Raw genomic sequence first — 15,524 nt, forward strand, 5'->3', positions numbered from 1 at the left:
GTTATGACTGTGCCTCTGCCGCCTTGGCCACAGGCGCGGTGGGTGTGCCGAGTGAGCGCAACACATCGCGCACCATTTGCGCACGGGCTTGTGGTTCAGGCAGCTCGCGCTCGATGCGCAAGCGGTCATTGCCAGCCAGTTTGATGTGCTTGTTTTTTTGCACCAGCTCGATGATGCGCATGGCGTCAAACGGTGGGTTGGGCTTGAAGCTGATGTGGGTCACACCGAGTGCAGCGTCTACCTTAGTCACACCATAGCTGCGGGCTTGTACGCGCAGGCGATGTACGTCGATGAGGGTTTGCGCTTGCGCAGGCAGTTTGCCAAAGCGGTCCACGATTTCTTCCAGCAGTGCGTCAATTTGGTCGCCCGTTTTGGCAGTGGCCAATTTCTTGTAGAACGACAAGCGCAGGTGCACATCGCCACAGTAGTCGTCGGGCAGCAGGGCGGGGGCGTGCAGGTTGATTTCGGTGGTGGCGCTCAAGGGGCTGAGCAAGTCTGGCTCTTCTCCGTTCTTCAACGCGCGCACGGCCTCAGACAACATTTCGTTGTAAAGCTGAAAGCCCACTTCCAGCATGTTGCCGCTTTGGTTTTCGCCCAGTACTTCGCCTGCGCCACGAATTTCAAGGTCGTGCATGGCGAGGTAAAAGCCTGATCCAAGTTCTTCCATTTGCTGAATCGCATCCAAGCGTTGCGAGGCTTGCTTGGTGAGGCCCTGTGTGTCGGGCACCATGAGGTAGGCATAGGCTTGGTGATGGCTGCGACCCACGCGACCGCGCAGCTGGTGCAGCTGTGCCAAACCAAATTTGTCGGCGCGGCTCATGATGATGGTGTTGGCGCTGGGCACGTCAATGCCAGTTTCGATGATGGTGGAGCACAACAGCATGTTGTAGCGCTGGGCTACGAACTCGCGCATGACACGTTCAAGTTCGCGCTCAGGCATTTGGCCGTGGGCTACCGCGATACGTGCCTCGGGCAGCAGCTCTTCTAGCTGCGCGCGGCGGTTTTCAATGGTGGCCACATCGTTGTGCAAGAAATAACACTGGCCGCCACGTTTGAGTTCGCGCAGCACGGCTTCACGAATCACGCCATTGCCTTCGTTGCGGACAAAGGTTTTGATGGCTAGGCGGCGTTGTGGCGCCGTGGCGATGACGCTTAAATCACGCAGGCCTTCGAGGGCCATGCCCAGCGTGCGCGGAATGGGCGTGGCGGTGAGCGTGAGCACATCCACCTCTGCGCGCATGGCTTTCATGGCTTCTTTGTGACGCACGCCAAAGCGGTGTTCTTCGTCGATGATGAGTAAGCCTAGGTCTTTGAACTTGACCGACTCGCTGAGCAGCTTGTGCGTGCCAACCACGATGTCGACTTGGCCTTCAGCCAAACCTTTGGCAGCAGCAGTGATTTCTTTGGCCGAGCGAAAGCGGCTCATCTCGGCAATTTTGATGGGCCACTTGCTGAAGCGGTCTACCAATGTTTGGTAATGCTGCTCGGCTAGCAAAGTGGTGGGGGCCAAGAAGGCCACTTGCTTGCCACCCGTCACGGCCACAAAGGCGGCGCGCAAGGCCACCTCGGTTTTGCCAAAGCCCACATCGCCACACACCAAGCGGTCCATGGGGCGAGGGCTGATCATGTCTTGCATGACGGCGTGAATAGCAGCGCGTTGGTCGGCGGTTTCTTCAAAGCCAAAATCGTTGGCAAAGGTTTCGTAGTCTTGCGGCGAGTAGCGGAAGGGGTGGCCTTGGCGTGCGGCGCGGCGGGCGTAGATGTTCAGCAGCTCGGCGGCGGCATCGCGCACTTGTTCGGCAGCGCGGCGTTTGGCTTTGTCCCACTGGGCAGAGCCGAGTTTGTGCAATGGTGCTTCGTCGGCACTCACGCCGGTGTAGCGACCAATCAAATGCAGCTGGCTCACAGGCACATAGAGCACGGCGTTGTCGGCGTATTCAAGGTGCAAGAACTCTTGCAGCGCGGGTGTTCCGTCGGCATTCTTCTCGCCCAAGTCCATGTTGATCAGGCCACGGTAGCGACCAATGCCGTGGGCGTTGTGCACCACGGGGTCGCCCAAGTTGAGTTCGGACAAGTCTTTGATGAGCGCTTCGACATCGCTGACTTGTTCTTGTTTCTTGCGGCGGCGCGTGGTTGCACCGACTGCAAACAGTTCGGTCTCGGTGATCAGGTCGAGGCCAGCTTCGGTCCAGCTAAAGCCAATTTGCAATGCGGCGGTTGCAATGCCGATTTTTTCGGCGCTGCCTTCGAACTCTGCCAGCGAATCAAACGCAGGTGGGCTGACGTTGGACGAGCGCAAGAAATCGAGCAAGCTTTCGCGGCGGCCATCGCTCTCGGCCAAGATGAGCAAGCGGTTGGCTGTTTTGCCAGCGTACGCTTGCAGCTTTTGCAGTGGGTCTGCCGCACCGCGAACCACGGTGAGGTCGGGCAGTGCTTGAGCAAACGCGTTGTCAATCACATCGGTCACATGCGGGCGCAGTGCAAATTGTGCGTAGCTGTTGGCAGAAGCGTAAAACTGTTCGGCGCTTAAAAACAAATTGGCAGGCGGCAAAGCAGGACGCTCGGGGTCGCCTTGCACCAAACGATAGCGGTCTTGCGTGTCTTGCCAAAAGCGTTGGAACACGGGCTCTAAGTCGCCATGCAACACCACCGTGGCCGAAGTGCCAAGGTAGTCAAACACCGTGGCGGTTTCTTCAAAGAACAACGGCAGGTAGTACTCAATACCAGCGGTGGCCACGCCGTTGCCTATGTCTTTGTAGATGCGGCTCTTGGTTGGGTCGCCATCGAGCATTTCGCGCCAACGGTTGCGAAACAGCGCACGCGCGGCATCGTCCATGGGGAACTCGCGGCCTGGCAACAAGCGTACTTCGGGCACGGGATAGAGGCTGCGTTGGCTGTCGGGGTCAAATGTGCGAATGGAGTCGATTTCGTTGTCAAACAAATCGACGCGATAAGGCACCAACGAGCCCATGGGGAACAGGTCAATCAAACCGCCTCGCACCGCGTATTCGCCTGGGCTGACAACTTGCGTGACGTGCGTGTAGCCCGCCAGCGTGAGCTGAGATTTAAGCTTGGCTTCATCCAGCGCCTGCTTGACTTTGAAGTGGAAGGTGTAGCCCGCCAAGAAGGCAGGCGGAGCCAAGCGGTAAAGCGCTGTGGTGGCTGGAATCAGCACCACATCGGCGTCGCCCTGCGAAATGCGCCACAAAGTGGCTAACCGTTCGCTAATCAGATCTTGGTGGGGCGAGAAGCTGTCGTAGGGCAGCGTTTCCCAGTCTGGGAAAAGCACGCAGCGCAAGTCTGGGGCGAAGAACGCCATTTCGTCTTGCAGGCGCTGGGCATCCACTGCATCGGCGGTGATCATGGCGACACGTTGGTGTTTGGATTTTTCGCGCGTGCTCAGCTGTGCGAGCAGCAATGCGTCCGCAGAGCCGACAGGGCGGGGCATGGCAAATCGTTTGCCGGGACTCAAAGAGGGCAGGTGCATTGGGGTAATTCTAGAATGGGGGCTGAGCTTTCTATTTGCTGAGGCTCAAACCTATTTAATGTCCTTACACACCAACAGCCCTCTTCGTTTTTTTGCCGTCATTCCTTGCGCAGGCTTTGGCAGCCGCGCGGGCACGGCAATGCCTAAGCAATACCAAGCCATTGCAGGCCTGCCCATAGTGGTGCACACGCTCAAAGCTTTTGCAGGCGTGCAGCGTATGGCCAAAGGTGTTCTGGTGCTGGCCCCTGATGATGTGCACATGGCGGGTGTGTTGGCTGCGCATCCGCAGCCTATGTTTGAAACATCGCGCACAGGCGGAGCCACACGTGCACAGAGCGTGTTGGCAGGCTTGCGTGAACTGGTGAAGCAGGGCGCACACGACACGGATTGGGTATTGGTACACGATGCGGCGCGTTGCTTGGTGACGCCTGAACAAATCAATGCGTTGATAGATGCTTGCCAAGACGATGCGGCGGGTGGTTTACTGGCTCACAAATTGGCTGATACTTTGAAAGCAGAGGCCAACGGCCGTGTGGCCCAAACGGTGGACCGTTCTGACAAGTGGTTGGCGCAAACGCCGCAAATGTTTCGCATAGGCGTGTTGCTACAAGCCTTAGAACACGCAGGTGCTGCAGTAACTGATGAAGCCAGTGCCATCGAGGCAATGGGTTTGAGCCCGTTGCTCGTGCCCGGCAACGCGCAAAACTTCAAGGTAACTTACCCTGAAGACTTTGCCTTGGCGGCTGCTATTTTGAATTCGCGTCAATGACGCATGCTCGATTGAAAGAACGCACGATGACGGTACCCTCATTTCGAATTGGTGAAGGCTGGGATGTGCATGCTTTGGTAGAAGGTCGCCCGCTCATGCTGGGCGGGATGCACATTGCACACACACACGGTTTGCTAGGTCATTCAGACGCAGATGTGTTGCTGCATGCCATCACCGACGCCTTGCTGGGAGCCGCAGCGTTGGGCGACATTGGCCGACATTTTTCAGACACCGATGCCGCCTACAAAGGCGCTGACTCTTGGGTGTTGCTGCAAAAGACGGCCGAGATGGTACGCGCCGCAGGTTTTCAGATTGGCAACATCGACAGCACCGTGATTGCGCAAGCACCTAAGCTGGCAGCGCACATGCCAGCGATGTGTCAACGCATTGCTGAGGCGCTAGAGATTGATGTGTCGCGCGTGAATGTGAAGGCGAAGACAGCCGAAAAAATAGGCCCTGTGGGACAGGGCCTAAGTATGGAAGCTCGCGCAGTGGCGTTGATTTATTGATGGCTGGGAGGTTTAGGGCCTAAGGCGGCTAAACCTTCTACCACTTCGCGCACCACGCGGCGGTGTTCGGGTTGCAAGCCGAAGTAGCGAGAAATCAACTGTTGGTCGACCAAATTGATGCGCTCGTCGGTCAAGGCTTCATCCGCAGGGCGGGGTGGTGGCGTACCAAACAACAAACCTTCGGGTGAAATTTTGAGCCACTTGGACAAAACCAAGAGCTTGTCTTGCTTAGGAATGGACACACCCATGAGCCAATTGCGTGCAGCGTGTGAAGAGATGCCCTCTCCCCAGTACCGCAAGTTGAACTCATTTGCGACGACAGTTGCAGAAACTCGGACGCCCGCATCTTTGAGAGCGGCGCGAAAACGATCTGCAAATTTACTGGTTTCTTTAGGGTAGGTTTGTGTCATACCTCGAAGGTAAGAGAGATTTGACTCGATGATGTAATTGTAAGTAAAAAAATTATCGCATTTAATTGAAAAGTATTACAAATACAGCCAAATCTCTCAAATTAATTACTGTGCAGTCCAACCCCCGTCCATATTCCAAGCAACACCGCGCACGTTGTTGCCGGCTTTAGAGCAGAAGAACACAGCCAACTCACCCAGTTCTTCGGGGGTGGTGAATTGCATCGAAGGTTCTTTTTCACCCAGCAGCAGCTTGATGGCTTCATCATTAGAAATATTCAAGGCTGCAGCTTTGGCATCCACTTGCTTTTGAACCAAGGGTGTGAGCACCCAGCCAGGACAGATGGCGTTGCAGGTCACGCCTGTGGTGGCGTTTTCAAGGGCGGTAACTTTGGTCAAACCCACGATGCCGTGTTTGGCCGCCACATAGGCAGACTTTTGGGCAGAGCCCACCAAGCCGTGAATGGATGCCACGTTGATGATGCGGCCCCAGTTTTGTTTTTGCATGTAGGGCAGAGCCAAGCGCGAGGTGTGGAAAGCGCTGGTGAGGTTGATGGCGATGATGGCGTCCCAGCGCTCCACGGGGAAGTCTTCCACCGAGGCCACATGCTGGATGCCCGCGTTGTTGACCAAAATGTCCACGCCACCAAAGGTGTCGGCTGAAAACTTCATCATGTCTTCGATGTCTGCGGCTTTGCTCATGTCTGCGCCGTGATAAGCAACTTGGACGCCCAAGGCTGCTATTTCGGCCTTGGGGCCTTCGGTGTCGCCAAAGCCGTTGAGAATGATGTTGGCGCCTTGATGAGCCAAGGCTTTGGCAATACCCAAACCAATGCCACTGGTGGAACCGGTGACCAAAGCTGTTTTACCGACAAGTGTGCGTTCTGACATTTTTGAAAACTCCATGCATTACGATGAGAAACCTATAGACATTATGTGGTTCAGCGGCTTACATGAAACATAACGGAGAAACGCAGCGCACATCGCTCTTGAGCGCCACGTTGCAAGATTTGCCAGATCAACCTGAGGCGCTGACGCGTGCGCGCGCTTTTGCCCAGCCTTTGCTTATGGGCGCGGCGCTGGATACGGGCGAAGACGTGTTGGCGCATGCGGACGCGGTCGCCCAAATCTTGAGCGTGATTGGTGGCTCAGAGGCTATGCAAGCTGCTTGTTACTTGGTTTACGCCTCAGAACATTTGCAAAAGCCAGAGGAGGTGATTGCCAAAGCCTTTGGCGCTAGTTACGCCGAGTTGGCTTTGGAAACCACTCGCTTGATTCGTGTGCAGCGCCAAGCTCGCGCTGTGGCAGCTGAATCACAAGTGGCAGCTTTGCAAACCGAGAACGTGCGCAAGATGTTGCTGGCGTTTTCGCGTGATTTGCGTGTGGTTTTGCTGCGCTTGGCGTCGCGCTTGCAAACCCTGCGCCACTTTGCCGCTAGCAAGCTGCCAGTACCGCACAGCTTGGCTTATGAGTCTTTGCATGTGTTTGCGCCACTGGCCAACCGTTTGGGTATTTGGCAAATCAAATGGGAAATGGAAGATTTGTCTTTCCGCTTCCTTGAGCCTAAGACCTACCGTGAAATCGCCAAGCTCCTCGATGAAAAGCGTGTGGAGCGCGAGAACTACATGGTGCAGTTGCGCGAGCGTCTTGAGGCTGACTTGAAAGCCCAAGGCATCACAGCGCAAGTGGCGGGGCGACCCAAGCACATTTACAGCATCGTGAAAAAAATGCGCGGCAAGTCGCTCGACTTTTCACGCGTCTTTGACGTGCGTGCTTTACGTGTGGTAGTGCCTTCGGTGCCCGATTGCTATGCCACATTGAGCATGGTGCACACCCAGTTTGCACCGATTGATTCTGAGTTTGACGATTACATTGCCAAGCCCAAATCGAACGGCTACCAGTCGTTGCACACGGTGGTGCGCGACGTGCAGGGGCGTCCGATTGAAATTCAAATTCGCACGCAAGAAATGCACGACCACGCCGAGCACGGCGTGGCTGCGCATTGGGCCTACAAAGAGGCTGGGGCCAAGGGCTATGCGGGGGTGAGTGCCTCTGGCGATTACGACGCCAAGATTGCGGTGTTGCGTCAGCTCTTGGCGTGGGAGCGCGAGCTCTCAGCCGGTGCACAAAGCCAAGCCACCACCGATGCACTGAGTGATCGCATTTATGTGCTCACACCGGATGCTGCTGTGGTCGAGCTGCCCCAAGGCGGCACACCGATTGACTTTGCCTACACCTTGCACACCAATCTCGGTCACCGTTGCCGTGGTGCGCGCGTGGATGGCGCGATGGTCCCCCTGAATACGCAGCTCAAAAACGGCCAGACGGTGGAGGTGACCGCCATCAAGGAAGGCGGTCCTTCGCGTGATTGGTTGAATCCGGAGCTTGGCTTCTTGGCCAGCTCACGTGCGCGTTCGAAGGTGAGGGCATGGTTCAACGCCCAAGCCATGCAAGAAACCGCGGCCAAAGGCCGCGAGGCTGTAGAAAAGCTTTTGCAGCGTGAAGGCAAAACAGCGATGAAGCTGGATGACTTAGCCTCGCAACTGGGCTTTAAGTCGGCCGAAGCCTTGTTTGAGGTCGTAGGCAAAGACGAGTTTTCTCTGCGCAACATTGAGACATTGCTCAATCCCCCAGCCGCGCCCATGGTGGCGGATGACTATGTACGCCTGAAGAAAGCCAAACCTAACGACAAAGCTTCTAAGAGTGGCGTGTTGGTGGTGGGCATTGACTCGTTGCTCACGCAACTCAGCAAATGCTGCAAGCCTGCACCGCCCGATGAAATTCGTGGCTTTGTGACACGCGGCAAAGGTGTGAGCATTCACCGGGCCGATTGCGGCAACTTCCGTCAAATGGCGTTGCGCAGCGGCGACCGTGTGATTGAGGTGGACTGGGGGCAGTCGGCTTCGGCGCAAGCCTTGGTCTATCCGGTGGATGTGAACATCGAAGCCTTAGACCGTCAGGGCTTGTTACGTGACATCTCTGAAGTGTTCGCCAAAGAAAAGATGAACGTGATTGGTGTGCAAACCCAGTCAGTCAAAGACTTGGCGTGGATGACATTCACTGTCGAGGTGGGCGATTCACGCCGCTTGCAAAAGGTCTTGGGCTTGGTTAAAGAGGTTCGTGGGGTGCGGACTGCGAAACGTCGCTGAAGTCTGCTATACTTTCAGCTTCGAACAATGTAGGCGCGTAGCTCAGTTGGTTAGAGCACCACCTTGACATGGTGGGGGTCGTTGGTTCGATTCCAATCGCGCCTACCATATTGTTCCCCGTCAAGCCCGGCACTGTTTGAACAGTACTGGGCTTTTCTCTTTCAACGGGAGCTGACTTCATGAGCAGCAAAAAATCAAACACTTCCGACGACACGCAAGGCCGCGTGATCAAGAAGTACCCCAATCGCCGCTTGTATGACACCGCGTCATCCAGCTATGTGGCCTTGGCAGATATCAAACAACTGGTGATGCACAACACCCCGTTTCGGGTGGTAGATGCCAAGTCGGGGGAAGACCTGACGCGTAGCATCTTGTTGCAAATCATCTTGGAACATGAGTCTGAAGGCTCTCCCATCTTGACTGAACAGGTCTTGGCCAACATCATTCGCTTTTATGGGCATTCGATGCAGGGCTTCATGGGCTCCTACCTTGAGAAGAACGTGCAAACGTTCATGGACAACGTGCCGCAGCTGCCCATCGTGCCCACACTGATGAGCAGCTATGCCGAGCAATTGCAAAAACAAACCGAACACATGATGGATGTGATGGGACTGAACCGTAAATGACTGAAGTAACAAACGCACCTAAAGTTGGCTTCGTGAGCTTGGGCTGCCCCAAGGCCTTGACCGACTCCGAATTGATCCTGACGCAACTCAGCGCCGAGGGCTATCAAACCTCTAAAACTTTTGCTGGCGCTGATTTGGTCATCGTCAACACCTGCGGCTTCATTGACGACGCTGTGAAAGAAAGCTTGGACACCATTGGCGAAGCCTTGGCCGAAAACGGCAAGGTCATCGTCACTGGCTGCTTGGGCGCACGCCAAGCCGAAGGCGGCTCAAACCTCGTGATGCAAATGCACCCCAGCGTGTTGGCCGTGACAGGCCCTCACGCCACCCAAGAGGTGATGGATGCCGTGCATACCCATTTGCCCAAGCCGCACGACCCATTCATCGACTTGGTGCCCAACAGCTTTGGCGAAGCGGGCGTCAAGCTCACGCCCAAACACTATGCGTATTTGAAAATTAGCGAAGGCTGTAACCACCGCTGCACGTTTTGCATCATCCCGTCCATGCGTGGTGACTTGGTGAGCCGTCCCATTGGCGATGTGCTCAAAGAAGCGCGCGCTTTGTTTGAAGGCGGTGTGAAAGAACTGTTGGTCATCAGCCAAGACACCTCGGCTTATGGCGTGGATGTGAAATACATCACTGGATTTTTTGACGGCCAGCCGATTAAGACGCGTACCTTGGAACTGGCGCAAGCCTTGGCCAAGTTGGCAGAGACTTATGGCGCGTGGGTGCGTTTGCACTATGTGTACCCATACCCCAGCGTGGATGAGATCATTCCTTTGATGGCCACGGGCCATGTGTTGCCGTATTTGGATGTGCCTTTTCAGCACAGCCACCCCGATGTGTTGAAGCGCATGAAGCGCCCAGCCAGCGGCGAGAAAAACCTGGAGCGCATCGCCCGCTGGCGCGAGCTGTGCCCGCAAATCGTGATTCGCAGCACCTTCATTGCAGGTTTTCCTGGTGAGACCGAAGAAGAGTTTGAGCACTTGCTCAACTTCGTGCGTGAAGCCGAAATCGACCGCGCGGGTTGCTTTGCCTACAGCCCTGTAGACGGCGCTGCTGCCAACGACATTCCAGGTATGTTGCCAAAAGAAGTGCGTGACGAGCGCCAAGCACGCTTCATGGCGGTGGCAGAAGAGGTGTCGATTGCCAAGCTCAAGCGCCGCATCGGTTCTACCATTCAAGTGTTGGTGGATTCAGCCCCTGCCGGTGGCCGCAAAGGTGGCGTGGGCCGCAGCTACGCAGATGCACCTGAGATCGATGGCGTGGTGAAGTTGTTACCACCTGAAAAACTCAGCAAAGTACTCAAAGTGGGTGAGTTCACCCGTGCCAAAGTGGTGGCGACAGACGGTCACGATCTTGTCGCATTGCCGATTTAAATTCACAAAAAACAAAAGCCACCTAAAAGGTGGCTTTCATTTAACTTATATTGGTGCCCAGGAAGGGACTCGAACCCCCACGATGTTACTCGCTAGTACCTGAAACTAGTGCGTCTACCAATTCCGCCACCTGGGCATTTCAGGAAAGAGAGCATTGTATCAAGAATTCCGTTCATACCAGTGGATTACTGGAAGAGTTTGTCGGCACCGTCTCGGGTCACCGTGATGGACATGGGTTTGTGCAACGAGATGATGGATCGCCAGACATCTTTTTGCCCCCGAATGAAATGCGCGCGGTGTTGCACCGTGACCGCGTCAAAGCACGTGTTGTTCGCTTAGACCGTAAAGGTCGTCCAGAAGGGCGCGTGGTTGAAATTTTGGAACGCTCAAAGCAACCCATCATTGGTCGTTTGCTGCAAGAGAGCGGTGTGTGGCTGGTGGCGCCTGAAGACAAGCGCTACGGCCAAGATGTGTTGATCAACAAAGGCGCGACCGCCAAAGCGATGGTCGGCCAAGTTGTGGTGGTTGAACTGACCGAGCCGCCCAGTTTGTATGGGCAGCCTGTGGGCCGTATCAAAGAGGTGTTGGGCGAAGTGGATGACCCCGGCATGGAAATCGAAATTGCTGTGCGTAAGTACGGCGTGCCGCATGAGTTCTCAGACGCTTGTTTGGCCATGGCTCGAAGCCTGCCAGACAAAGTGCGACCCGAAGATAAAAAAGGCCGTGTCGATTTAACGGATGTGCCTTTGGTCACCATCGACGGCGAAGACGCGCGCGACTTTGACGACGCCGTGTATTGCGAACCCGCCAAAGTGGGTAAGGGCAAAGGCTGGCGCTTATTGGTAGCTATCGCCGACGTGAGCAACTATGTGGAAACTGGCAGCGCGATTGATGTGGATGCTTATGACCGGGCCACCAGCGTGTACTTCCCGCGCCGTGTGATTCCGATGTTGCCTGAGAAGCTCTCCAACGGTTTGTGTTCATTGAACCCCGATGTTGAACGCTTGTGCATGGTGTGCGACATGCTTATCAGCGCATCAGGCGATGTAGAGGCTTATCAGTTTTACCCTGCGGTGATGTTCAGCCATGCACGCTTCACGTACACCGAAGTGGCGGCTATTTTGTCTAACACGCGTGGACCGGAAGCGGCTAAACGTAAAGACCGTATTGATGATTTGCTCAACCTGCACGATGTGTATGGGGCTTTGCTCAAAGCTCGACATGTGCGTGGTGCGGTCGACTTTGAAACGACCGAAACACAAATCATATGTGACGAAAGTGGTCGTATCGACAAAATCATTCCACGCGTTCGCAACGATGCCCACAAGTTGATTGAAGAGGCCATGTTGGCTGCGAACGTGTGTAGTGCTGACTTCATCTTGCAAAGCAAACACCCTGGTTTGTTCCGTGTGCACGAAGGTCCATCAGCGATGAAGATCGATGTGCTGCGTGGCTACCTCAAAGCCACAGGTGTGGGTTTGACGGTGGGCGACAACCCCAAGCCTGCCGAATTTCAAGCTATTGCAGAGGCGACCAAAGAGCGCCCCGATGCACAGCAGATTCATTCGATGTTGTTGCGCTCCATGTCGCAAGCGGTCTACACGCCCGATAACAACGGTCACTTTGGTTTGGCATTTGATGCCTACACCCACTTCACCAGCCCGATTCGTCGCTACCCTGACTTGTTGGTGCATCGCGTCATCAAAGCGATTTTGCTCAAGCGCAAATACACCTTGCCAACGCTACCCACGCCAGGTGAGGCACATGCCAAACTGGCGCGTCGATTGGCCTCGCGCGTGCGCGAGCCTGAAAACAAATTGGTTGTTAAAACCAAACCGACGCCCGACCAGCAAGCTTGGGAAGCTGCTGGTCTGCATTGCAGCGCCAATGAGCGTCGCGCCGATGAAGCCAGCCGCGATGTGGAGGCGTGGCTCAAGTGCAAATACATGCGCGAGCATTTGGGTGAAGAGTACGGCGGTGTCGTGACCTCTGCGACCGGCTTTGGCTTGTTCGTGACTTTGGATGCCATGTATGTCGAAGGCTTGGTGCACATCACCGAGCTGGGTGGCGAATACTTCCGCTTTGACGAAATGCGCCAAGAGCTGCGTGGCGAACGCACAGGTATTCGTTATGGCATCGGCTCGCGTGTACGCATTCAGGTCAGCCGCGTGGACCTAGATGGGCGCAAGATTGATTTCCGCTTGGTGAGGGAGGCCGATGAGTTGTTGCCACGCAATGGCAAAGAGGCATCCGGTTCGCCCATCCAGAACTTCAAGAGTGCGGTGAAAAAAGCGTTCACCAAAATTGGCGGCAAAGACGGACGTGGCGAACCTAAACCTGCTTCTGGTGCTCCGCGGAAATCGGGTGACAAAAAAGCCGCAGCCAAGAGCCGTCGCTCTCGCAAGTGAGTTACTGCTAAAGCAGTTTTGCTTTAACGCACCGATGCAGCAAGTGACGCTGCATCGAGCGCAGGCCCCGCGCTAGGCCAAATATCGGCCATATGGCCGTGAGCGAACACGGCTTGGCAGGCGGCTTCAAATACATCTTCATGGCGCGCGATGTACGCGCCCATCAAGCCTGCCAACACATCCCCCGTGCCGGCCGTTGAAAGCAAAGCATTGCCTGAGCCATTGATGACGGCGGTATGGTGTGGGCTGGCAATGAGGCTGCCAGAGCCTTTGAGCACCACCACGCATTGAAACGTATCGGCCAATTGCTGCGCGGCATGCAAACGGTTTTGTTGCACGTCTTTGGAGGTGCAGTTCAGCAGTCGTGCTGCTTCCAATGGGTGCGGCGTGAGCACGGTAGGCTTTCGGCGTGTGCTGCGTTTTTTCAGCAAGGTTTGCAGCGAGGTGTCGCGTGCAATGGCATTCAGCGCATCAGCATCCAGCAGCAATTTCTTTGAGGATGACAGCACGTTGTGCATCAAGGTATGAATGCCATCGCCCCCGCCGCAGCCGCACACCACAGTAGATGTTTTGAGGTCTAACTCCACAGGCTTTCGCACCATCAATGCAGGATGTGCAGCGGTGAGCGCATAGCGTGCTGCTTCGTCCATCAAGCCCAGTAGCACGCGGCCTGCGCCGCCATGCAACGCAGCTAAGCCTGCCAGCATCGCAGCGCCAGACATGCCGGGTGCGCCACCCAAGACGGACACATCTCCAAAGCTGCCTTTGTGGCTGTTGTGCGGTCGGTCTGTTGCTGCTGTGCCGTGTTGTTGCAGCCAGGCTGCTGGTGTTGTCGAGGGCGTCACGCCTAAGTTGTTGAACCACACTTGGCCTGCGGCATCTTGGCCGTCGGCGGTGAACAAGCCAGGCTTTAGGGTGAGCAGACTCAAGGTATGGCGATGAGCTCGGGTGTGGGCGGGTGCGCGATGTGGCTGGGTGGAGGAGCTTAACCATTCACCTGTGTCTGCCAACAAGCCAGTGGGAGTGTCTACGCATAACACTGGCCCTTTGCTGGCGTGAATGGCACTTAGCCATTGCGCCATCAAACCTTCAGGTGCGCGTTGTGCACCAATGCCGAGGAGGGCGTCGATGGCGAGGTCAAACTGTTGGGGTGGTTGTTCTGCAAAGGTCACGCCTGCGGCTTTGGCGCGATACCAGGCTTGTTTGGCATCTGTCGGGGCTTTTACTTCGCTACTCAGCCAAGTGACGATGGACTGTTTGCCCCAAGCTTGCAAATGAACGGCAGCTTCCAGCCCGTCACCGCCGTTGTTGCCGGGGCCGCAAGCAATCCAAACGGTGTGCGCATGCGGAGCAATGGCCATGGCCAATTGCGCGGTGGCTAGGCCAGCGCGTTGCATCAAGGTATTGGCAGGAAGTGCGGCTTGTGCTTGAAGCTCTAAGGCTTGGGTCTGCGTAACGTTGTGCAGTGGCCATCGTGCTTGGCTGCTCAGCTGTTGCGTCAGGCCCAAGGTGTTCATCGTTGAAGATGCAAGCGTTCAAGGCCTAAGCCTTGCAAATCGATGTCTGGGCTTTTGCCGTTGATGCTGTCAGCCACCACGCGTGCGCTGCCGCAGGCCAAGGTCCAACCACTCGCGCCGTGTCCTAGATTCAGCCACACACCCGACACACCGCTGGCCCCGACGATGGGCGGGCCATCGGGCAGCATGGGGCGAGAACCTTTCCACACTTGCACGTTGTCTTGTGTGCGTGCTGCGCCCGGAAACCAGTTGTCCAGCACGCGGTACAGCGTTTTGATGCTGGCGGGGTCGTGGCGTTTGGCATTGCCCCCAATTTCAGAGCCACCCGACACGCGAACGCGTTGGCCCAAACGGCTGATGGCCACTTTGTATTGCTCATCCATCACACCGCTGCGAGGTGCATCCAGCGGTTCACGTACCGCTGCGCTGATGGCGTAGCCGTGAACGGCTGCGAGGGGAATACGCAAGCCCAAAGGCCGCACCAATTGTGCGCTGGCCAAGCCCGCACAGACCACCACGGCGTCAAAATTTTCGCCCATGTCTTGCGCAGAGGTGCGAATGGTTTTGGGTTGCGCGTTGGAGAGCGGCAGCACGCTGGTGTTGAAGTGGAATTTAACGCCCAAGGATTCGGCTTCGCTTTTGAGCAGCAGCGTGAATTGACGGCAGTTGCCCACTTCGTCTTCGGGAAAGTGAACGGCTTGCGCCAAAGCGGTTTCGGGGTTGAGCGCAGGTTCAATGCCACGGGCTTCTTCGGCACTCAGTGTTTTGAAGCTCAGTCCTGCATCGCGCATCACTTGCAAGCTGTCTTGCATGAGTTGAATTTCGCGCTCGGTTCGCAAGAGCACCATGAAGCCTTGGCTGCGTTCGTGCTCCAAGTTCAAGGTGTCGGTCAGGGTGCGCATGCGGTGGCTGCTGTACTCGGCCAAACGTAGCATGCTGGCGCGGTTACGCGCAAAGGTGGTGGCGCTGCTGGCTTTGCGCATCTGCCACAGCCAGCGCCAATCGGCCATGCTGGGGCTGGAGATGCGCAGAGGCGTGTCACGCTGCCACAGGTGTGAAAGCACGTGTTTGACCATGCCAGGGCGTGCCCACGGCGCGGCATAACCCGCAGAGGCCACGCCTGTGTTGGAGAAGCTGCATTCTTCGGCGGCTGCGCCATTGCGCTCATACACGCTGATTTGGTGGCCTTGCGCAGCGAGTTCGTACGCGGTGGAGATGCCAATCACGCCTGCGCCAATCACGGCGACCTTCATGGGCGAATCCTTGCTGAAGG

At 56.2% G+C, this 15,524-nt stretch carries 11 protein-coding genes and 2 tRNA genes; 7 read left to right on the forward strand and 6 right to left on the reverse strand.

The features are described from left to right. Window position 1 precedes the first annotated feature (1 nt). Window positions 2-3,487, reverse strand: a complete 3,486-nt coding sequence (gene mfd / locus C5F52_RS20940; protein ID WP_104800297.1) for a transcription-repair coupling factor — start codon at window positions 3,485-3,487, stop codon at window positions 2-4. Between the two features lie 58 nt (window positions 3,488-3,545). On the opposite strand from mfd, the gene ispD reads away from it, so the two are divergent. Together ispD and ispF are read left to right on the forward strand one after the other, a co-directional pair. Beyond that, entirely contained in the window at window positions 3,546-4,256 is a 711-nt protein-coding gene (ispD, locus tag C5F52_RS20945) for a 2-C-methyl-D-erythritol 4-phosphate cytidylyltransferase (protein ID WP_104800298.1), read from the forward strand. Between the two features lie 26 nt (window positions 4,257-4,282). Further along, on the forward strand, window positions 4,283-4,765 hold the full coding sequence (gene ispF, locus C5F52_RS20950; protein ID WP_104800384.1) for a 2-C-methyl-D-erythritol 2,4-cyclodiphosphate synthase: 483 nt from the start codon (window positions 4,283-4,285) through the stop codon (window positions 4,763-4,765). On the opposite strand, the gene C5F52_RS20955 is transcribed toward ispF, so the two are convergent. Both C5F52_RS20955 and C5F52_RS20960 read right to left on the reverse strand, forming a co-directional pair. Beyond that, window positions 4,759-5,175, reverse strand: a complete 417-nt coding sequence (locus C5F52_RS20955) for a hypothetical protein (protein WP_104800299.1) — start codon at window positions 5,173-5,175, stop codon at window positions 4,759-4,761. The genes ispF and C5F52_RS20955 overlap by 7 nt on opposite strands. 105 nt (window positions 5,176-5,280) lie before the next feature. Further along, complete coding sequence (locus tag C5F52_RS20960) at window positions 5,281-6,063, reverse strand: 3-hydroxybutyrate dehydrogenase (protein ID WP_104800385.1); 783 nt, start codon at window positions 6,061-6,063, stop codon at window positions 5,281-5,283. A gap of 62 nt (window positions 6,064-6,125) precedes the next feature. On the opposite strand from C5F52_RS20960, the gene C5F52_RS20965 reads away from it, so the two are divergent. The 4 genes from C5F52_RS20965 to rimO all read left to right on the forward strand — a co-directional run bounded on the left by C5F52_RS20965 (window position 6,126) and on the right by rimO (window position 10,326). Next, window positions 6,126-8,321, forward strand: a complete 2,196-nt coding sequence (locus tag C5F52_RS20965; RefSeq protein ID WP_104800300.1) for a bifunctional (p)ppGpp synthetase/guanosine-3',5'-bis(diphosphate) 3'-pyrophosphohydrolase — start codon at window positions 6,126-6,128, stop codon at window positions 8,319-8,321. 31 nt (window positions 8,322-8,352) lie between these two features. Next, window positions 8,353-8,429: transfer RNA gene (locus tag C5F52_RS20970), tRNA-Val, on the forward strand. A gap of 71 nt (window positions 8,430-8,500) precedes the next feature. Beyond that, entirely contained in the window at window positions 8,501-8,947 is a 447-nt protein-coding gene (gene phaR / locus C5F52_RS20975; RefSeq protein ID WP_104800301.1) for a polyhydroxyalkanoate synthesis repressor PhaR, read from the forward strand. Next, entirely contained in the window at window positions 8,944-10,326 is a 1,383-nt protein-coding gene (rimO, locus tag C5F52_RS20980) for a 30S ribosomal protein S12 methylthiotransferase RimO (protein WP_104800302.1), read from the forward strand. The genes phaR and rimO overlap by 4 nt, the downstream gene beginning before the upstream one ends. 51 nt (window positions 10,327-10,377) lie before the next feature. On the opposite strand, the gene C5F52_RS20985 is transcribed toward rimO, so the two are convergent. After that, window positions 10,378-10,462, reverse strand: a tRNA-Leu gene (locus C5F52_RS20985). Between the two features lie 22 nt (window positions 10,463-10,484). On the opposite strand from C5F52_RS20985, the gene rnr reads away from it, so the two are divergent. After that, complete coding sequence (gene rnr, locus C5F52_RS20990) at window positions 10,485-12,734, forward strand: ribonuclease R (protein ID WP_104800303.1); 2,250 nt, start codon at window positions 10,485-10,487, stop codon at window positions 12,732-12,734. A 23-nt stretch (window positions 12,735-12,757) separates the two neighbouring features. Here the strand turns inward: rnr and C5F52_RS20995 are convergent, their stop codons facing one another. Both C5F52_RS20995 and C5F52_RS21000 read right to left on the reverse strand, forming a co-directional pair. Then, on the reverse strand, window positions 12,758-14,251 hold the full coding sequence (locus C5F52_RS20995; protein ID WP_104800304.1) for an NAD(P)H-hydrate dehydratase: 1,494 nt from the start codon (window positions 14,249-14,251) through the stop codon (window positions 12,758-12,760). Continuing rightward, window positions 14,248-15,504, reverse strand: coding sequence for a D-amino acid dehydrogenase (locus C5F52_RS21000; RefSeq protein WP_104800305.1), 1,257 nt, complete (start codon window positions 15,502-15,504; stop codon window positions 14,248-14,250). Before C5F52_RS21000 ends, C5F52_RS20995 begins: the two co-directional genes overlap by 4 nt. Between the last annotated feature and the right edge of the window lie 20 nt (window positions 15,505-15,524).

This window comes from Limnohabitans sp. TS-CS-82 (assembly GCF_002943475.1).